Source organism: Nocardioides aquiterrae (assembly GCF_039526625.1).
GTDB classification, from domain to species: Bacteria; Actinomycetota; Actinomycetes; order Propionibacteriales; family Nocardioidaceae; genus Nocardioides; species Nocardioides aquiterrae.
Genome location: NZ_BAAAJE010000002.1, coordinates 471,287 through 490,320, shown reverse-complemented (window position 1 = coordinate 490,320; position 19,034 = coordinate 471,287). Strand labels below are relative to the sequence as shown.

At 72.3% G+C, this 19,034-nt stretch carries 15 protein-coding genes; 13 read left to right on the top strand and 2 right to left on the bottom strand.

Going from position 1 to position 19,034, the window contains the following annotated elements; genetic code table 11:
* The first annotated feature begins 10 nt into the window (after nt 1–10).
* From ABD086_RS04935 to secA, 11 genes are all read left to right on the top strand, one after another.
* Nucleotides 11–1,099 carry an acyltransferase family protein gene (locus ABD086_RS04935; RefSeq protein WP_343906192.1) on the top strand — a complete coding sequence of 363 codons (1,089 nt, stop codon included), beginning with the start codon at nt 11–13 and terminating at the stop codon, nt 1,097–1,099.
* Between the two features lie 10 nt (nt 1,100–1,109).
* On the top strand, nt 1,110–2,036 hold the full coding sequence (locus ABD086_RS04930) for a DUF808 domain-containing protein (RefSeq protein ID WP_343906190.1): 927 nt from the start codon (nt 1,110–1,112) through the stop codon (nt 2,034–2,036).
* Between the two features lie 460 nt (nt 2,037–2,496).
* Nucleotides 2,497–3,924 (top strand): adenosylhomocysteinase, encoded by a 1,428-nt coding sequence (gene ahcY, locus ABD086_RS04925; RefSeq protein ID WP_343906188.1) that lies wholly within the window; start codon nt 2,497–2,499, stop codon nt 3,922–3,924.
* A 142-nt stretch (nt 3,925–4,066) separates the two neighbouring features.
* Nucleotides 4,067–4,801, top strand: coding sequence for an MtrAB system response regulator MtrA (gene mtrA, locus ABD086_RS04920; protein ID WP_425571536.1), 735 nt, complete (start codon nt 4,067–4,069; stop codon nt 4,799–4,801).
* Nucleotides 4,802–4,814: 13 nt separating this feature from the next.
* A complete protein-coding gene (gene mtrB / locus ABD086_RS04915) occupies nt 4,815–6,443 on the top strand; it encodes an MtrAB system histidine kinase MtrB (RefSeq protein ID WP_425571535.1) in 1,629 nt (542 codons plus the stop codon).
* Nucleotides 6,440–8,197, top strand: coding sequence for an LpqB family beta-propeller domain-containing protein (locus tag ABD086_RS04910; protein ID WP_343906182.1), 1,758 nt, complete (start codon nt 6,440–6,442; stop codon nt 8,195–8,197). Before mtrB ends, ABD086_RS04910 begins: the two co-directional genes overlap by 4 nt.
* 57 nt (nt 8,198–8,254) lie before the next feature.
* Nucleotides 8,255–8,956 carry a ComF family protein gene (locus ABD086_RS04905; protein ID WP_343906180.1) on the top strand — a complete coding sequence of 234 codons (702 nt, stop codon included), beginning with the start codon at nt 8,255–8,257 and terminating at the stop codon, nt 8,954–8,956.
* 335 nt (nt 8,957–9,291) lie between these two features.
* On the top strand, nt 9,292–9,918 hold the full coding sequence (gene hpf, locus ABD086_RS04900) for a ribosome hibernation-promoting factor, HPF/YfiA family (RefSeq protein WP_343906178.1): 627 nt from the start codon (nt 9,292–9,294) through the stop codon (nt 9,916–9,918).
* Between the two features lie 114 nt (nt 9,919–10,032).
* Entirely contained in the window at nt 10,033–10,713 is a 681-nt protein-coding gene (locus ABD086_RS04895) for a response regulator (protein WP_343906176.1), read from the top strand.
* Between the two features lie 27 nt (nt 10,714–10,740).
* Nucleotides 10,741–11,946 (top strand): winged helix-turn-helix domain-containing protein, encoded by a 1,206-nt coding sequence (locus ABD086_RS04890; protein ID WP_343906174.1) that lies wholly within the window; start codon nt 10,741–10,743, stop codon nt 11,944–11,946.
* Nucleotides 11,947–11,983: 37 nt separating this feature from the next.
* Nucleotides 11,984–14,782: a preprotein translocase subunit SecA gene (secA, locus tag ABD086_RS04885; RefSeq protein WP_343906172.1), complete on the top strand. Its 2,799-nt coding sequence runs from the start codon at nt 11,984–11,986 to the stop codon at nt 14,780–14,782.
* Nucleotides 14,783–14,989: 207 nt separating this feature from the next.
* Here secA and ABD086_RS04880 read toward each other — a convergent pair whose 3' ends face one another.
* Both ABD086_RS04880 and ABD086_RS04875 read right to left on the bottom strand, forming a co-directional pair.
* Complete coding sequence (locus tag ABD086_RS04880) at nt 14,990–15,502, bottom strand: Rv3235 family protein (RefSeq protein WP_343906170.1); 513 nt, start codon at nt 15,500–15,502, stop codon at nt 14,990–14,992.
* A complete protein-coding gene (locus ABD086_RS04875; protein ID WP_343906168.1) occupies nt 15,499–16,101 on the bottom strand; it encodes a LysM peptidoglycan-binding domain-containing protein in 603 nt (200 codons plus the stop codon). The genes ABD086_RS04880 and ABD086_RS04875 overlap by 4 nt, the downstream gene beginning before the upstream one ends.
* Nucleotides 16,102–16,220: 119 nt before the next feature.
* Here ABD086_RS04875 and ABD086_RS04870 point away from each other — a divergent pair, with 119 nt between their 5' ends.
* Nucleotides 16,221–18,374, top strand: a complete 2,154-nt coding sequence (locus ABD086_RS04870; RefSeq protein ID WP_343906166.1) for a glycoside hydrolase family 3 C-terminal domain-containing protein — start codon at nt 16,221–16,223, stop codon at nt 18,372–18,374.
* Nucleotides 18,375–18,403: 29 nt separating this feature from the next.
* The gene (locus ABD086_RS04865; protein ID WP_343906164.1) at nt 18,404–18,937 is read left to right on the top strand and encodes a hypothetical protein; all 534 of its coding nucleotides are present in this window, start codon (nt 18,404–18,406) and stop codon (nt 18,935–18,937) included.
* The last annotated feature ends 97 nt before the right edge of the window (nt 18,938–19,034 follow it).

The window sequence follows — 19,034 nt, the reverse complement described above, 5'->3', positions numbered from 1 at the left end:
ACCCGAAGGCGTGTCCGCCGCCCGAGACCCCTGGTTCGACAACGCCAAGATGGCGTTGGTGACCCTCGTCGTCGTCGGCCACTCCTGGGTGCTGCTCCCCGACAACGCGGTCACCGAGCACTTCTACGACTTCCTCTACGCCTGGCACGTGCCGGCGTTCGTGTTCGTCACCGGCTACCTGTCGCAGCGGTTCGCCTGGACCCGGCTGCGGATGTGGCAGCTGTTCCGCACGGTCGTCGTGCCGTACCTGCTGTTCGAGTCGGCGATCGCGCTGTTCCGGATCTACGTCGGCGGGGAGGAGCTCGCCGACCTGTTCCAGGACCCGCACTGGCCGATGTGGTACCTCTCGGCGCTCTTCTTCTGGCGGCTGCTCACGCCGCTCTTCAGGCCGATGCCCGCGGGGCTCGTGGTCGCCGTCGCGGTCAGCCTGATCGCCGGCATGTACGCCGGTGACACCCTCGACATCGCGCGCGTCCTCGGCCTGCTGCCGTTCTTCGTGATGGGGCTCAAGGCGACCCCGGAGCGGCTCGAGCTGCTGCGGAAGCGCCCCGCCCAGGTCGCCGCGGTCGCCGTGCTGGTCGGCATCTGGATCGCGACGACGTGGACCGACGGCTGGGCCAGCACCGAGTGGCTCTACTACCGGTCGCGGTACGACGAGATGGGGTACGCCGACGACCTCCACGCGCTGCTCACCCGGAGCCTGGTGCTCGCGGTCGGCTGCCTGGGCGCCTGGGCGTTCTTCGCGCTGGTGCCGCGGGTGCACGGCTGGTTCACCCGGATGGGCGCGTACACGCTGGTCGTGTACCTGTTCCACGGGTTCTTCGTGAAGGGCGCCGACTACGCCGGCTTCGACGACTGGGCCGACGGCCACGCCGTGCTGTCCTTCGGCATCACCACGGTCGCCGCGGTCGCGCTCGCACTGCTCCTCGCGTGGACCCCGCTCGCCGGGCGGCTCACCGAGCTGGTCGACCCGCTCGGCTACGCCGAGCGCCACGTCAAGCGCGCCGTGGACCTCGCCGCGGCCAAGGACCAGGTCCAGCCCGAGGTGCAGGCCGAGCTCGACCTGGCCACCGACCGGGAGTCCGCTTCCGCCCGATAGGGTCCGTCCCATGGCTGGTGGGCTCTTCGCGCTGCTCGACGACGTCGCGGCGCTGGCGCGGATGGCGGCCGCCTCGGTCGACGACGTGGGCGCGGCGGCGGGTCGCGCCGCCACCAAGGCGGCCGGTGTCGTCGTCGACGACACCGCGGTGACGCCGCAGTACGTCCATGGCGTCACCGCCGACCGCGAGCTGCCGATGATCCGCAAGATCACCGTCGGCTCGCTGCGCAACAAGCTGCTGATCATCCTCCCGGTGGCGCTGCTGCTCAGCCAGTTCCTGCCGGGCCTGCTCACGCCGATCCTGATGGTCGGCGGCTCCTACCTGTGCTTCGAGGGCGCTGAGAAGGTCTGGGGGCGGCTGCGCGGGCACGACCACCACGACCGGCCGGTCGCGGAGGACGGCGCCGACGCCGAGCGCGCCCTGGTGTCCGGCGCGATCCGCACCGACCTGATCCTCTCGGCGGAGATCATGGTGATCGCCCTCAACGAGGTCGCCGACGAGGCGTTCCTCAGCCGGCTCGTCATCCTGGTCGTGGTCGCCATCGCCATCACGGTCGCCGTGTACGGCGTGGTCGCGATCATCGTCAAGCTCGACGACATCGGCCTCGCCCTGACGCAGCGGACCTCGACGTTCGCCCGGACGGTCGGGCACGGCCTGGTCGTCGGCACCCCGCGGCTGCTCACGGTGATCTCGGTCGTCGGCGTGGCCGCGATGCTCTGGGTCGGCGGCCACATCGTGCTCAACGGCCTGCACGAGCTCGGCTGGGACCCGCTTTACGACCTGGTGCACCACGCCGAGGAGGCCGTGCACCACGGCGTCCAGGGCTGGCTGGTGAACACCGCGCTGTCGCTGCTGTTCGGGCTGCTGATCGGCCTGGTCCTGATCGCGCTCGTCGGCCTCGTCTCCAAGATGTTCCGCAGGAGTTCCGCGCACTGACGCCGACTCGGCGCTACTGCTGGCCGCTGAGGGGTCGAGTCGGCGCTACTGCTGGCCGCAGAGGGGTCGAGTCGGCGCTACTGCAGGCCGCCCGCCGGCATTGACGCCCACTCGGCGGTGGACGCGCTGGCATTGGCGCCGACTCGGCGGTGGACCCGTCTGCATTGGCGCCGACTCGGCGGTGGACCCGTCTGCATTGGCGCCGACTCGGCGGTGGACCCGCCTGTATTGGCGCCGACTCGGCGGTGGACCCGCCTGTATTGGCGCCGACTCGGCGGTGGACCCGCCTGCATTGGCGCCGACTCGGCGGTGGACCCGCCTGCATTGGCGCCGACTCGGCGGTGGACCCGTCTGCATTGGCGCCGACTCGGCGGTGGAGCGGCGACGATTCTGCGGATGGTCAGGCACCGTTCTACGCTCGGTGCCAGGCAGCTTCCGCCCCCTGGACCAGGAGCACGACATGGACTTCAAGGTCGCCGACCTCACCCTGGCCGACTTCGGCCGCACCGAGATCCAGCTCGCCGAGCACGAGATGCCCGGCCTGATGGCGATGCGGGAGCGCTACGGCGCCGAGAAGCCGCTCGCCGGGGCCCGGATCGCCGGCTCGCTGCACATGACGATCCAGACCGCCGTGCTCATCGAGACACTGGTCGAGCTGGGCGCCGAGGTCCGCTGGGCCTCCTGCAACATCTTCTCCACCCAGGACCACGCCGCCGCGGCCGTCGCCGTCGGCCCGAACGGCACCGTCGAGGACCCGCAGGGCGTCCCGGTGTTCGCGTGGAAGGGCGAGACCCTGGAGGAGTACTGGTGGTGCACCCGCCAGATCCTCGACTGGGGCGACGACCAGCCCAACATGATCCTCGACGACGGTGGCGACGCGACCCTGCTCGTCCACCTCGGCGTCCAGGCCGAGAAGACCGGCCAGGCGCCCGACCCGGCCAGCGCGACGAGCCACGAGCAGAAGGTCGTCTTCGACGTGCTCAACGAGCAGCTCGCCGCCAACGCGTCGTACTGGACCCCGAAGGCCAACGCCATCAAGGGGGTCACCGAGGAGACGACGACCGGCGTCCACCGGCTCTACGAGATGATGCGGGAGGGCTCGCTGCTCTTCCCGGCCATCAACGTCAACGACTCGGTCACCAAGTCGAAGTTCGACAACAAGTACGGCTGCCGGCACTCGCTCGTCGACGGCATCAACCGCGCCACCGACGTCCTCATCGGCGGCAAGGTCGCGGTCGTCTGCGGCTACGGCGACGTCGGCAAGGGCTGCGCGGAGTCGCTGCGCGGCCAGGGCGCCCGCGTCATCGTCACCGAGATCGACCCGATCTGCGCGCTGCAGGCCGCGATGGACGGCTACCAGGTCTCCACGCTGGACGACGTGCTCGACGTCGCCGACATCATCATCACCGCCACCGGCAACCGCGACGTCGTCACGGTCGAGCAGATGGCGAAGATGAAGCACCAGGCGATCGTGGGCAACATCGGCCACTTCGACAACGAGATCGACATGGCCGGCCTGGAGGGCTACCCGGGCATCGAGCGGAAGAACGTCAAGCCGCAGGTGGACAAGTGGACCTTCCCCGACGGCAAGGCGATCATCGTGCTGTCCGAGGGCCGGCTGATGAACCTGGGCAACGCCACCGGGCACCCGTCGTTCGTGATGTCGAACTCCTTCACCAACCAGGTCCTCGCGCAGGTGGAGCTCTTCACCAAGCCCGAGGAGTACCCGGTCGGCGTGTACGTGCTCCCCAAGCACCTCGACGAGGAGGTCGCCCGGCTGCACCTCGGCGCGCTCGGCGTGAAGCTGACGACGCTCACCGACTCGCAGGCGTCGTACCTCGGCATCGACCCGGCGGGCCCGTACAAGCCGGACCAGTACCGCTACTGAGGTCGACGCGCACCCGGCGCCGGCTTTCGGCTCACCGGGTCTCGAGACGCCGGTCGCGACCTCCTTCGTCGGTCGCGCGGCTCCTCGACCCTGCGCGTGTCTCCACGCCTTCGCAGGCTCAGGCGTGGCGCGCTAAGGCACTATGGACGACATGAGCGAGTCCGTCGGCGCCCCGTCCGGCCCTCCCGCCGATCCGGAGACCAAGGGCCGGATCCTGGTCGTCGACGACGACGCCTCCCTGGCGGAGATGCTCACGATCGTGCTGCGCCAGGAGGGCTTCGAGAGCCGGATGGTGACGCGCGGCGACAACGCGATCGAGGAGTTCCGCGACTACCGCCCGGACCTGGTCCTGCTCGACCTGATGCTGCCCGGCAAGGACGGCATCGACGTCTGCAAGGAGATCCGGGCGGAGTCCGGCGTGCCGATCGTGATGCTGACCGCCAAGGGCGACACCGTCGACGTGGTGGTCGGCCTGGAGTCGGGTGCCGACGACTACGTCGTCAAGCCGTTCAAGCCCAAGGAGCTGGTGGCGCGGATCCGTGCCCGGATCCGCCGGTTCGACGCCCCGACGCCCGAGACGCTCACGATCGGCGACCTCTCCATCGACGTCGCCGGGCACGCCGTGGCCCGCAACGGCTCGCCGATCAGCCTGACGCCGCTGGAGTTCGACCTGCTGGTGTGCCTGGCCCGCAAGCCCTGGCAGGTGTTCACCCGCGAGGTGCTGCTGGAGCAGGTGTGGGGCTACCGGCACGCCGCCGACACCCGGCTGGTCAACGTGCACGTGCAGCGCCTGCGCTCGAAGGTCGAGCACGACCCGGAGAGCCCCGAGATCGTGGTGACGGTCCGCGGCGTGGGGTACAAGGCCGGAACGTCGTAGGCCGGGCCTCGCCATGCTGCACGTGCGCTCCCCGGTCGGCTCCCATCGGCTCCCGGAGTCCCTCCGGCGGGGGCTGACCTTCTGGCGCCGGTCGATCCAGGCGCGCGTGGTGGCCAGCACCCTCGTCCTCGCCGCCGCCGTGATCAGCGTGGTCGGGTGGTTCCTGCTCCAGCAGACCCGGGAGGGGCTCCTGGACCACCGCGTCGAGGCGGTCGTCGCGGAGGCGAAGGACGAGACCACCGGCGCCCGCGAGCTCCTCGAGGCGTCCCGGCAGACCGGGAACGACGCGGTCCAGCAGCAGCAGGACCTGGCCGGCGTCCTCATCCCGCGCGGCCTGACCCGCGGCTTCTCGGTCGTGCTGGTCGGCCCGGCCGCGCCCGGCACCCGGATCGCCGACGGCGGCCTGAACAAGACCTCCGGCCTCGACACCTCCAGCGTCCCGCTCACGCTCGAGGAGCACTTCGACGACGAGTCGAGCACCGCCTGGACCTACACCACGATCCGGAGCTCCCACGAGGGCGTCACCACCGAGACCCCCGGGATCGTCGTCGGGTCGCAGGTCCGGCTGCCGGCCGACTCCGAGACGTACACGCTCTACTACCTCTTCCCGCTCGACGAGCAGGAGGAGACGCTGGCGCTGGTCACCCGGGCGTCGCTCGCCGCGGCCACGCTGCTGCTGGTCCTGGTCGCCGGGATGACCTGGCTGGTGACCCGCCAGGTCGTCACCCCGATCCGGATGGCCCGCCAGGTCGCCGAGCGGCTGGCGGCCGGCCAGCTCCAGGAGCGCCTCAAGGTCTCCGGCGAGGACGACCTCGCGCGCCTGGCCACGTCGTTCAACCAGATGGCCAGCAACCTGCAGCGCCAGATCCGCCAGCTCGAGGAGCTGAGCCGGGTGCAGCGCCGCTTCGTCTCCGACGTCTCCCACGAGCTCCGCACGCCGCTCACCACGGTCCGGATGGCCAGCGACGTGCTGCACGACGCGCGCGACGGGTTCGACCCCGCGACGGCCCGCGCGGCCGAGCTGCTGCAGACCGAGCTCGACCGGTTCGAGACGCTGCTCGCCGACCTGCTCGAGATCAGCCGCTTCGACGCCGGGGCGGCCGTGCTCGAGCTCGACGACGTGAACCTCGTCGACGTGGCGCGCCGCATCGTCGACGCGACCCGGCCGCTGGCCCAGCAGCGCGGCGTCCAGGTGGTCGTCGACGCCCCGGACCAGCCCTGCCTGGCCCAGGCCGACGTGCGTCGGGTCGAGCGGATCGTCCGCAACCTGGTGACGAACGCGATCGACCACGCCGCCGCCGACGGCCCCGACGGCATCGTCGTCCGCGTCGCCGGCGACGACCACGCGGCGGCGGTCGCCGTTCGCGACTACGGCGTCGGCCTCGCGCCGGGCGAGGCGTCGATGGTGTTCAACCGCTTCTGGCGGGCCGACCCGGCGCGGGCCCGCACCAGCGGCGGCACCGGCCTGGGACTCTCGATCGCCCTCGAGGACACGCACCTGCACGGCGGCTGGCTGCAAGCGTGGGGCCGCCCGGGGGAGGGCGCGCAGTTTCGGCTCACGCTGCCGCGCCGCGCCGGAGGCGTGCTGCGGCACAGCCCGCTGCCCCTGGTGCCGACCGACGTCTCGGAGCCGGTCTCGTGAGGCGCGCCGCCTCCCTGCTGGTCGTCCCGCTGCTGGCCGGGTTGCTGGCCGGGTTGCTGGCCGGCTGCGCGGGCATGCCCACCGACGGTCCCGTCGTGACGACCCGTGACCGGGGCAACTCGACCTCCCAGCAGGGTCCGTTCGACATCGAGCCGCTGCCGCCGCAGCCCGGCCAGTCCCGCACCGAGGTGGTCCGCGGATTCATCAACGCGATGCAGGCCTGGCCCTCGGACCTCGCCACCGCGAAGCAGTTCCTGACGACCGACGCGGCCGCGGCGTGGAACCCGCAGCAGGAGATGATCACCTACGACTCGCCCCCGACGCCCCGCGAGGTCGGCACCGACGTCGCGGTCACGTTGTCGGCAGCCAATCGCCTCGACGCGCGGGGCGCCTGGCAGGGCGCGGTGCCCCGCGGCCAGCGCACCCTGGAGCTGCCGATGACGCAGCTCGAGGACGGCGAGTGGCGGATCACCGCGGCGCCGGACGCGCTGGTCGTCCCACAGGAGTGGTTCAGCAGCCGGTACCGCCAGGTGTCGGTCTACTTCTTCGACCCGACCGCCTCGATCCTGGAGCCGGAGCCGGTGTTCGTCCCGGTGGGGGAGCAGCTCGCGACGACGTTGACCGAGGCGCTCCTCCAGGGCCCGGGGGCCGGCCTCCAGCGGGTCGCCCAGACCTTCATCCCGACCGGGCTCGACGTCGCGGTCGGGGTCGCCGTGTCCAACGACGGCGTCGCCGACGTGCTGCTCACCGGCGACCCGGGCCAGCTCTCGGCCGACACCATCGAGCTGATGATGGCCCAGTTCGCCTGGACCCTCCGGCAGGAGTCGAAGGTGCAGAGCGTCCGGGTCACGATCGGCGGCCAGCCCGTGCCACTGCCCGGCGGGGTGAGCTCCTACCGCGTGGACGGCGGCGCCGAGTACGACCCGGCCGGCTTCCAGTCGAGCCCGCTGCTCTACGGGATCAGCGACGGCCGGCTGGTGTCGGGCACGGCGGCCGCGCTCGGCCGCGTGGACGGCCCGTTCGGCGACCGGTCCTACGACCTCCGCTCGGCGGGCGTCGACCTCGCTGCGGACCGCGCGGCCGGCGTGACCGCCGACGGCACGACGGTGCTCGCGGCGCCGCTCGCCGACGCCGGGCCCGGCCAGGTGCGCACCGTCGCGACCGGGACCGACTTCCTGCGGCCCGCGTGGGACTTCTCCGACCGGATGTGGCTGGTCGACCGCAACGGCGACGCGGCGCGGGTCTTCCAGGTGGATCCGCACGGCGGCCGGGCGGCGCCGGTGCGCGTGCCCGGCCTGACCGGGGAGCGGGTCCGGATGTTCCTCGTCTCCCGCGACAGCACCCGGCTGGTCGCCGTGGTCCGGCGGGGCGGCGAGGACCTGCTGGTGGTGAGCCGGATCGAGCACAACGCCTCGGGCGACGTCGTCGGGGCGCTGCCGGCCCAGCGGATCGCCGTCGGCGACGCGGACCTGCCGATCCGCGCCGTCTCCTGGCGCACGCCCGCCAGCCTCGCCGTCCTGAACCCGCTGACACCGACGTTCGCCCAGGTCGCGCCGGCCTCGGTGGACGGCGCCCCGATCAACCCCGGCTTCCCGGCGACGGTCGACGGCCGGGTGCTCGCGCTGGCGGGATCGCCGGTGCCCGACGAGTCCATCTACGGCGTCACCCGCCGGGGCCTGATCGACGTGGGCGCCACCGACCACCCCACGGTCCCGTTCCAACAGCCCACCACGGCCGTCGTCTACGCCGGCTGATCCACAGCCCGCCGCCGCCCGGTTGAGCCGGAGGCGTCGCGGTGCTGCCATCGCTGCGTGCTCCTCGACGCCGCGCTCGACCTGCTGCTCGGCGGGTGCTGCGTCGGCTGCGAGCGACCCGGGCGGGCGCTGTGTGCCGCCTGCTCCGCCCAGCTGCCGCCCGTGGGCCGGCCGGCCTGGCCGACCCCGGCGCCGCCCGGCCTCGTGCCGCCCTGGGCGGCGGACGAGTACGCCGGCACCGTCCGGGCGATGGTGCTCGCCCACAAGGAGCGCGCGGTGCTCTCGCTGGGCGGGCCGCTGGCCCGGCTGCTCGCGTCGGCGGTGGTCGCGGCGGAGGTGCCCGGCCCGCTGGTGCTGGTGCCCGTGCCGTCGCGGCCGTCGACCGTGCGCGCCCGGGGGCACGACCCGACCCGCGCGATGACGGCCCGGGCCGCGCGGCTGGTCGGCGCGACCGCCGTACCCCTGCTGCGCACGCGGCCCGGGCTCGCCGACCAGGCGGGGCTGGACGCCGCCCAGCGGGCCGCGAACCTCGCGGGCTCCCTCCACTGCCCGTCGGCCGGCCTGCGGCGGCTCGCCCGGCGGCACCCCACCGCCCGGGTCGTCGTCTGCGACGACGTCCTCACCACCGGCGCCACGGCCCGGGAGGCCCAGCGGGCGCTCGAGTCCGTCGGCCTCCGGGTGGCCGCGGTGGCCGCGGTCGCCGTGACCCGGCGGAACTGGCCGAGGGCCGCCCTTTCGTCGTCACCGGGGACCGTCTAACGTCTGTGTATGGAGTCCGTCCGGGTCCGTGGTTGCGTCGTCGAAGCGCCCCGGCAAGCCCGGGCGCCACGTCGGCAAGCCGATGCCAGTCGCAGGCGAAACGGTCCACGTAAGGCGCGCTCCGGCGCGCCGATCACGGTGCGGCTTAGTGGTAAGTCCTGCCTCGTCCCGCCGTCACATGCGGCGGAGCGCGGGAGAAGGCCAGTAGTGGCAGAGAAGCTGCGGAAGCCTCAGCAGGCGGTTGTGGGGTCGAAGACCAGGTCGGCCGGACGGACTCCTCTGCGCGCCCTCGAGGGCGGCTGAACGCGAAACCAACTGTGCAACGGGAGGTTCACATGGAAGTTGTGGTCACCGGACGTCACTGCGAGCTCTCGGACAGGTTCCGCGAGCACGTGGAGGACAAGCTGACGAGGTTGGAGAAGCATGACCATCGCATCATCCGTGTGAACGTGGAGGTGGAGTGCGAGAAGAACCCGCGTCAGGCCGACCGAGCCGTCCGGCTCGAGCTGACCGCGCTTTCCAAGGGCCCGGTGATCCGCGCGGAGGCCTGCGCCGCCGACAAGATGGGTGCCCTCGACCTCGCGGTGGACAAGATGGCCGAGCAGATGCGCCGCGCCGCCGACCGGCGCCGCGTGCACCGCGGCCGCCGGACGCCCGTCTCGGTCGGCCAGGCCCTCGCCCCCACGGCCGACGAGGTCCTCGGTGACGTCGAGCCGGTGACCACCACCACCGAGCGCGAGGTCGGCCCGATCGACGTGACCGGCGACGGCCCGCTGGTCGTGCGCGAGAAGACCCACCCCGCGTCGCCGATGACGCTCGACCAGGCGCTGTACGAGATGGAGCTCGTCGGCCACGACTTCTACCTGTTCGTCGACAAGGAGAGCGAGCGCCCGTCGGTCGTCTACCGGCGCCGCGGCTACGACTACGGCGTGATCTCGCTGGACCTCGGCGGGAGCGACTGAGGTCGGTCCGGACCCGGTTCCGCAGGAGGGGTGGCCCGTTCGGGCCACCCCTCCTGCGCGTTTCACCACCCGCGTGGGAGCCGTAGGGCGCCTGATCGTGCCATGATTCCTCTCATGGCCGAGGAGACCGACGCTGAGCGGGAGCCCATCCGGGTGCTCGTGGTCGACGACCAGGAGCTGTTCCGGCGCGGTCTGACCATGCTGCTGGCGGTCGAGACCGGCATCGAGGTCGTCGGCGAGGCGGGCGACGGCGTGGAGGGCACCTCGCTGGCCGCCACCGCCGCCCCGGACGTCGTGCTCCTCGACATCCGGATGCCGAAGCGGTCCGGCATCGAGGCGTGCCTGGCGATCAAGGACGCCGTCCCGACCACGAAGATCATCATGCTCACCGTCTCCGACGAGGAGGCCGACCTCTACGAGGCGGTCAAGAGCGGCGCCTCCGGCTACCTGCTGAAGGACTCCTCGATCGAGGAGGTGGCCCAGGCGGTGCGCGTGGTCGCCGACGGGCAGTCGCTGATCAGCCCGTCGATGGCGGTCAAGCTGATCGACGAGTTCAAGCAGATGTCGCGGCCCGAGCGCGACCACGTCCCCGGCCTGCGGCTCACCGAGCGCGAGCTCGAGGTGCTGCGGCTCGTCGCCACGGGCATGAACAACCGCGAGATCGCCAAGGAGCTCTACATCTCCGAGAACACGGTCAAGAACCACGTGCGCAACATCCTCGAGAAGCTCCAGCTGCACTCGCGCATGGAAGCCGTGATGTATGCGGTGAAAGAGAAGTTGTTGGAGCTTCCGTAGTCGGCGGCGTCCTCTAGGGTCTCGCCCGTGCCCGAACGCCTCACGCTCGCCCAGGCCCGGCGCGTCGCGCTCGCCGCACAGGGGTTCCTGGACAAGCCGCACAGCACGCCCACGATGCGCACCCTCCAGCGCACCCTGGAGCGCACCGGGGTGCTGCAGGTCGACTCCGTCAACGTGCTCCAGCGCGCCCACTACATGCCGCTCTACTCGCGGATGGGCCCCTACGACGTCGAGCTGCTGCGCCGCGCCGCCGAGCGGCGGCCGCGCCGGCTGGTCGAGTACTGGGCGCACGTCCAGGCGCTGATGCCGGTCGAGCTGTGGCCGGTGATGCAGCACCGGATGGCGACGTACCGCGCCAAGCGCGGCAAGTGGGGGTTCGTGGCCGACGACCGCGAGCTCGAGCGCAACCTGCTCGCCGAGATCCGCGAGCGCGGCGCCTCGACCGCGCGGGACCTCGATGACGGCCTGCCGCGTGCGAAGGACAACTGGGGCTGGAACTGGTCCGAGACTCGCAAGACCCTCGACTACCTCTACCTGACCGGCGAGGTCGCGATCGCGGGCCGCAACGGCCGGTTCGAGATCCGCTACGACCTGCCCGAGCGGGTCCTCCCCGCCGACGTGCTCGACCGGCCGACACCGAGCCTCCCGGACGCGAACCGCGAGCTGGTACGCCGGGCGGCCCGCTCCCACGGCGTCGCCACCGTGCAGGACCTGCGCGACTACTACCGGATGCCGGTCGCCGACACCGCGACCGCCGTGGCCGAGCTGGTCGAGGCGGGCGAGCTGGTCCCGGTCACCGTGGCCGGGCGGCAGTGGTACCTCCACGCGGAGGCCCGGATCCCGCGCCGGGTCGGCGCCCGCGCGCTGCTCAGCCCGTTCGACCCGGTGGTGTGGGAGCGCGCCCGCACCGAGGCGCTGTTCGACTTCCGCTACCGGATCGAGATCTACGTGCCCGCCGACCAGCGGGTGCACGGCTACTACGTGCTGCCGTTCCTGCTGCGCGACCGGATCGTGGCCCGCGTCGACCTGAAGGCCGACCGCCAGTTCGACGCCGGCGCCGGCCGGCTCGTCGTCCGGGCGGCGTACGCCGAGCCCGGCGCCCCGGAGGACACCGCGGACGAGCTGGCGGCCGAGCTGCGGCGGCTCGCGGGCTGGCTCGGGCTCGCCTCGGTCACGATCGAGCCCCGTGGCGACCTGGCTCCGCGGTTAGGGCGGGCTTCTGCCGCTGGGTAGAGTGGCGCCGCCAACGATTTCAGGGAGTCCGACTCACGTGCCTGCCATTCTCGACAAGATCCTCCGCATCGGCGAAGGCAAGATCCTGCGCCAGCTCGAGGCCATCTCGCAGGCGGTCAACGCCATCGAGGACGACTTCGTCGCCATGAGCGACGCCGAGCTCCAGGGCATGACCGCCGAGTTCCGCGAGCGCCTGGCCAACGGCGAGACCCTCGACGACATCATGCCCGAGGCGTTCGCGACCGTCCGCGAGGCCGCCAAGCGGGTCATCGGCCAGCGGCACTTCGACGTCCAGGTGATGGGCGGCGCGGCGCTGCACCTCGGCAACATCGCCGAGATGAAGACCGGTGAGGGCAAGACCCTGGTGTCCACGCTGCCGGCGTACCTCAACGCCCTCGAGGGCAAGGGCGTCCACGTCGTCACCGTCAACGACTACCTGGCCAAGTTCCAGTCCGAGATGATGGGCCGCATCCACCACTTCCTCGGCCTGTCGGTCGGCGTGATCCTGCCGGACATGCGCCCCGACGAGCGCCGGGTGGCCTACGGCTGCGACATCACGTACGGCACCAACAACGAGCTCGGCTTCGACTACCTGCGCGACAACATGGCGGGCTCGATCGAGGAGTGCGTCCAGCGTGGGCACAACTACGCGATCGTGGACGAGGTCGACTCGATCCTCATCGACGAGGCGCGGACCCCGCTGATCATCAGCGGCCCGACGCAGGACGAGGTCAAGTGGTACGACGAGTTCGCGAAGATCGCCCGCAGCCTGGTCCGTGACGAGGACTACGAGGTCGACGAGAAGAAGCGCACGATCTCGATGCTCGAGCCCGGCATCACCAAGGTCGAGGACCACCTCGGGATCGACAACCTGTACGACTCGGTGAACACGCCGCTGATCTCGTTCATGCACAACTCCGTCAAGGCCAAGGAGCTGTTCCACAACGACAAGGAGTACGTCGTCATGGACGGCGAGGTGCTCATCGTCGACGAGCACACCGGCCGGATGCTGGCCGGGCGTCGCTACAACGACGGCCTGCACCAGGCGATCGAGGCCAAGGAGGGCGTGGAGGTCCGCGAGGAGTACCAGACCCTCGCGACGATCACGCTGCAGAACTACTTCCGCATGTACGACAAGCTGTCGGGCATGACCGGCACGGCCATGACCGAGGCCTCCGAGTTCGACAAGATCTACAGCCTCGGCGTCGTCCCGATCCCGACCAACAAGCCGATGGCCCGCATCGACCAGCCCGACCTCGTCTACCGGACCGAGGAGGCCAAGTACGACGCGGTGGTCCAGGACATCGCCGAGCGGCACGAGAAGGGTCAGCCGGTGCTGGTCGGCACCGTGTCGGTCGAGAAGTCCGAGCACCTGTCCACCAAGCTCCGGAAGCGCGGCATCCCGCACTCGGTGCTGAACGCGAAGGTGCACGCCGACGAGGCGAAGATCGTCGCGCTGGCCGGGCACAAGGGCGCGGTCACCGTCGCCACGAACATGGCCGGCCGAGGCACCGACATCATGCTCGGTGGCTCCGTGGAGTTCCTCGCCGACCTCGAGCTGCGCAAGAAGGGCCTCGAGCCCGCCGGCGAGACCCTGGCGGAGTACGAGGCCGAGTGGCCGGCCGCGCTCGAGCGGATCCGCGGCCAGGTCGCCAGCGAGCACGACGAGGTCCGCGAGCTCGGCGGCCTCTACGTCGTCGGCACCGAGCGGCACGAGTCGCGGCGCATCGACAACCAGCTGCGCGGTCGTTCCGGCCGTCAGGGCGACCCGGGCGAGTCCCGGTTCTACCTGTCGCTCCAGGACGAGCTGATGCGGCTGTTCAAGTCCGACTGGGTCGACCGCGTGCTCCAGGTGCTGAAGATCCCGGACGACGTCCCGATCGAGAACAAGCGCGTCACGAACGCGATCGCGAACGCGCAGGGCCAGGTCGAGTCGCAGAACTTCGAGTCCCGCAAGAACGTCCTCAAGTACGACGACGTGATGGACCGGCAGCGCAAGGTGATCTACGCGGAGCGCCGCGAGGTCCTCGAGGGCAAGGACCTGCGCGACCAGATCGACGGCTTCATCGCCGACACGATCGAGTCGTACGTCAGCGCCGCCACCGAGGACTTCCCGGAGCAGTGGGACCTCGACGCGCTGTGGACGGCGCTGCGGCAGATCTACCCGGTCGGCCACGAGTGGCGGACCCTCGAGCAGGAGGCCGGTGGCCGGGAGGGGCTCGACCGCGCCGACCTGATCGCGACGCTCCAGCAGGACGCGCGCGAGGCGTACGCCCGTCGCGAGGCCGAGATCGGCGAGCCCGTGATGCGCGAGCTCGAGCGGCGCGTCGTGCTGTCCGTGCTCGACCGGAAGTGGCGCGAGCACCTCTACGAGATGGACTACCTGCGCGAGGGCATCTACCTGCGGGCGTACTCGCAGCGCGACCCGCTGGTCGAGTACCAGCGCGAGGGCTTCGACATGTTCGCCTCGATGATGGAGGGCATCAAGGAGGAGTCGGTCGGCTTCCTGTTCAACCTCGAGGTCCAGGTCGAGGTCGAGGAGGAGATCGAGGAGGAGGAGGCGTTCGAGCCGATGCGGCAGACGCTGCCGTCGGCGGAGCAGCCGCAGATCCGGGCCAAGGGCCTCGACCGTCCCGGCCAGCCGCAGAACCTCTCCTACTCGGCCCCGACCGAGGCCGGCGACGCCGAGGTGCGCGGCGCGCCCGCGGCTGCGGCGGAGGACGAGTTCGCGGGCGTCGGCCGCAACGACAGGTGCCCCTGCGGCTCGGGCAAGAAGTTCAAGCAGTGCCACGGCCGCCCCGGCGGCCCGACGGGGCTCACCGCCCGCGTCAGCTGACGTCGTCGGTGGTTGAGGTGCGAAGGCGCTCTGGCGCCTGAGCCTCGAAACCACCACCGTCGAGTTCGGCGGCGACCCACCAGGGTCGCCGCCGAATCTCGTCTCACCGGGTTTCGACGCGCGGTCGCGGCCTCGCAGGCTCGGCCGCGCGCTTGCTCAACCTGCATGAACCCACGCGCCGCGTTCGCTGCGCTCACGCGCCGCTGCTCAGGCAAATTCCAGCGCGGTGCAGCGCCACTTGCCGTCGGTGGTCAGCACGAACCGGGCCGCGACCGCGCGGGAGCGGTCGCCGTACCGGACGTGCGCGCTGACCTCGACCCGGCTGCGGGTCAGGAAGCACGTGTGCACGCCGACGACCCGGGGCCGCACCGGCTGCACCCGGCCCTGACCGGCCTGGTGCCGGCCGGCGCGGGCGACCAGCTGGGCGCGGCGGTCGAGGTCTTCGAAGACCTCCCGCGAGCTCCAGCGCAGCAGCTGGCTGACCGGGCGGTCGCCGCCGACGATCTCGACGGCCGCCTGGACGTAGCGCCCGGCCCACTGCTCGAGCCCGCGCCGCAGCGGCGCCTCGATCGGCGTCACGTCGGCGACCGGGTGGTGCCCGTACGCCGCCTGCTCCGGCGGGTCGAACCGCGGCTGCAGGTCGAGTGCCAGCGTGCCCTGCACGCTGGCGACCGGGGCGGGTCCGGGGAGGGTGACGACGTCGGCCGAGTTCTCGCTCATCGGTTCTCCTGGGTGGTGACGGGCAGGCGGAGGCGCTGGGCCGGCCGGATCAGGTCGGGGTCGGCGCCGACGACGCTGCGGTTGAGTGCGTAGATCTCGGGCCAGCGGTCGCCGGCGCCGAGGTGCTCGTCGGCGATCGACCACAGCGACTCGCCGTCGTGGACCGTGACGACCGGGTGGCGCCGCGGGTGCGCCGGCCCGTGCGGCCGGTCGGGAAGCGGGAGCCCCGCGATCGCCGCGGCCACCACGGACGCCGCGGTCTGGGGCGGGTCCTGCCGTCCGGTCGTGGCTCCGGCCGGCGCGGCGAGCCCGGCGACGACGGCGACGCCACAGGCGGCCAGCAGCGCTCGGCGGACCGGCGCGGGCACGCCGCGGGCCCGCCGGTCGCCGCCGGCCAGGGCCTCGACGAGGACGACCGCGGTGACCAGCCACAGCCACGCCGCCGCGATCGCGCCCACGGCCGCGCACAGCCGCACCAGGGCGCCGTCCGGGCCGGGGGCCGGAGCCAGCGCGACCGGGGCGAGCCAGCCCACCAGGCCGGCCGCGGTCGTCGTGGCCGCGACCGCGATCGCCAGACAGCGGTGAACCGGAGCGTGCATCCCGAGAGCCAATCTATGCGTTTGCGTCCGTTTGCATCAGGCTGCGCTTCTTTACCTACGGAGTCAAGAGTTTCTCCACAGCCGTCGTAACCGCCCTCCTCGCCGGGCGTTGGCACGGCATGAGACGCGTCCTGGTCGCCGCCGTCGGGCTGGCGCTGCTGCCGTTCACCGTCGCCGCCCGGCCCGCGCAGGCGGCCGACCCGTGCGCCGCCTGGATGGACCCGCACGACTCCGCCGACCACCGCGCGGACGCGCTGGTCGCGGCGATGACCCAGGACCAGAAGCTCGGGATGCTGACGTTCAGCGACCCCCCGTGGTTCGCGTTCTACGGGACCGCCGGGCACGTGGACGGCATCCCCGAGCTCTGCGTGCCGGACCTGGTGCTCAGCGACGCCGGGTCCGGCGTGGCCGGCCTGCAGGTCGCCACGACGGTGTTCCCCTCCGGCGTCGCCCAGGCGTCGACGTGGGACCCGGCGCTCCAGCGGCGGCTCGGTCGCGCGATCGGCGAGGAGGCGTACGCCAAGGGCATCAACGTGCTGCTCGGGCCCGGGATGAACATCGCGCGGACGCCGTACAACGGCCGGAACTTCGAGTACTTCGGCGAGGACCCGCACCTCGCGGCCAGCACCGCGACCGCGTTCATCCGCGGCATCCAGGACAACCCGGTGCTCGCCAGCGCCAAGCACTACGCGTTCAACAACCAGGAGACCGACCGGATGACCGTCGACGTCCGGGTCGACGAGCGCACCCGCCGGGAGATCTACCTGCCGGCGTTCGAGGCTGCGGTGACGAAGGCGCACGTGGGTTCGGTGATGTGCTCGTACAACCGCGTCGGGGGCACGTACGCCTGCGAGAACCCGCGGCTGCTGACCGGGTACCTGCGCGACGACTGGGGCTTCGACGGCTTCGTCGAGTCCGACTGGGGTGCCACCCACTCGACCGGACCGGCCGCGATGGCCGGCCTGGACCTCGAGATGCACGCCTCCCCGCTGCCCCAGCGGTACTTCTCCGCCGACAACCTCCGGGCCGCGCTCGCCGACGGGTCGCTCACCCGGGCCCGGGTCGACGACATGGTCCGGAACGTGGTGCGCCCGATGTTCGCGCACGGGCTCTTCGACCACCCGGTCCAGCCCGGACCGGAGCCGTACCTCAGCGACGTCTCGACCCCCCACACCCGGCTCGCCCGCACCGTGGCGGCCGAGGGCACCGTGCTGCTGAAGAACCGCGACGGCCTGCTGCCGTTCCGCCGCGAGGGTGGCCGCACCATCGCGGTGATCGGCTGGGCCGCGAACCCCGTGGGCGCCACGAGCTCGACCTCGGGCGGCGGCTCCTCGCACGGGTCCGGCGTCGCCCGGCAGGTCTCCCCGCTCGAGGGCATCACGACGGCGGCGCGCGCCCACGGTGACCGCGTCGTGTACGTGGAGGGCTCGAACGCCGCCGACGCGCAGGCCGCCGCGGCGGCCGCCGACGAGGTGGTCGTGGTCGCGACCGACGGCTCCAGCGAGGGCAGCGACCGCCCGGACCTCGGCTTCCGGCCGGCGATGTGCGTGTCGGTGGGCTGCTCGAGTATCCCCCTGGACCAGGAGGGCATGATCGCGGCCGCGGCCGCCGCCAACCCGCACACGGTCGTCGTCCTCGACGTGGGCGGCCCGGTGCGGATGCCGTGGCTGGCCGACGCCGGCGCGGTGCTGGTGCCCTGGTACGGCGGCCTGCAGCACGGCAACGCGCTGGCCGACGTCCTGTACGGCGCCGCCGAGCCGGGCGGGCGGCTGCCGCAGACGTTCCCGCGGTCCGAGGCGCAGGCGTCGTTCGCCCCGAAGGCCTATCCCGGGGTCGACGGCCGGGAGACCTACGAGGAGGGCCTGCTCGTCGGCTACCGCGGCTACGACGCCCGCGGCGAGCGACCGCTGTTCCCCTTCGGCTTCGGGCTCGGCTACACGACCTTCGCGTTCCGCGACCTCGACGTCCGCCGGGACGGCGCCGGCGCCGAGGTGACGTTCACCGTGCGCAACACCGGCGACCGGGCGGGCGCGGCGGTGCCGCAGGTTTACGTGTCGTTCCCGCGGTCCGCGGGCGAGCCGCCGAAGCGGCTCGAGGGCTTCGACAAGCTCACGCTCGCGCCCGGGAAGAGCCGGCGCGTGACGATCCACCTGGACCGGCGGGCGTTCGCGTACTGGGATCGCGGCTGGACCGTCGACCCCGGGCGGTACCGCATCTCGGTCGGCTCGTCGTCGCGCGACCTGCCGCTCCGGACGCCGTTGACGCTGGGTTGACCGGCGGCTGGGCGGGGCAGGCTCCCGGCATGTCCTGGGAGGAGGACGTCTTCGCGCTCCTCGACGACCTCGAGCAGCAGGCGGAGGCCGCCTACGCCGCGGAGCGGGACGCGGAGCTGGCCGACCGCAGCCGGGCGGCGTACCGCGAGGTCACGCTGGCGTCCCGGCTGATGGCGTCCGCCGGCGAGGAGGTGCTCCTGGACGTCACCGGTGTCGGGCCGGTGGGCGGCGTGCTGGAGCGGGTCGGGGACGGCTGGTGCCTGGTCGCCGGCCCGGCCCAGGACTGGGTCGTGCACCTGGCCGCCGTCGGGAGCGTCGCGGGCGCGGTCGAGCGCTCGGTGCCCGAGGTCGCCTGGTCGCCGGTCGCCCGCCTCGGTCTGGGCTCGGCGCTGCGCCGGATCGCCGACGCGGGGGAGCGGTGCGTGCTCCACCTGGTCGACGGGTCGACGTACGACGGGACGCCACGGCGGATCGGCGCCGACTTCGTCGAGGTCGCGGTCGGCGAGGGTCGGCTCGTGCTCGTGACGTTCGCGTCGCTGGCGGCCGTGCAGTCGCGCGAGTAGTCCGCCGAGTCGGCGCCAGTGCAGACCGCTGAGGGGTCGAGTCGGCGCTACTGCAGACGGCGGGCCTGCATTCGCGCCGAGTCGACGGTCTGCGGGC

What these genes read in the sequence shown, in the direction of transcription:
- ABD086_RS04930 (WP_343906190.1), top strand. Translation starts at nt 1,110, where the DNA reads ATGGCTGGTGGGCTCTTCGCGCTGCTCGACGACGTCGCGGCGCTGGCG.
- ahcY (WP_343906188.1), top strand. Translation starts at nt 2,497, where the DNA reads ATGGACTTCAAGGTCGCCGACCTCACCCTGGCCGACTTCGGCCGCACC.
- mtrA (WP_425571536.1), top strand. Translation starts at nt 4,067, where the DNA reads ATGGACGACATGAGCGAGTCCGTCGGCGCCCCGTCCGGCCCTCCCGCC.
- mtrB (WP_425571535.1), top strand. Translation starts at nt 4,815, where the DNA reads ATGCTGCACGTGCGCTCCCCGGTCGGCTCCCATCGGCTCCCGGAGTCC.
- hpf (WP_343906178.1), top strand. Translation starts at nt 9,292, where the DNA reads ATGGAAGTTGTGGTCACCGGACGTCACTGCGAGCTCTCGGACAGGTTC.
- ABD086_RS04895 (WP_343906176.1), top strand. Translation starts at nt 10,033, where the DNA reads ATGGCCGAGGAGACCGACGCTGAGCGGGAGCCCATCCGGGTGCTCGTG.
- ABD086_RS04880 (WP_343906170.1), bottom strand. Translation starts at nt 15,502, where the DNA reads ATGAGCGAGAACTCGGCCGACGTCGTCACCCTCCCCGGACCCGCCCCG.
- ABD086_RS04875 (WP_343906168.1), bottom strand. Translation starts at nt 16,101, where the DNA reads ATGCACGCTCCGGTTCACCGCTGTCTGGCGATCGCGGTCGCGGCCACG.
- ABD086_RS04870 (WP_343906166.1), top strand. Translation starts at nt 16,221, where the DNA reads ATGAGACGCGTCCTGGTCGCCGCCGTCGGGCTGGCGCTGCTGCCGTTC.
- ABD086_RS04865 (WP_343906164.1), top strand. Translation starts at nt 18,404, where the DNA reads ATGTCCTGGGAGGAGGACGTCTTCGCGCTCCTCGACGACCTCGAGCAG.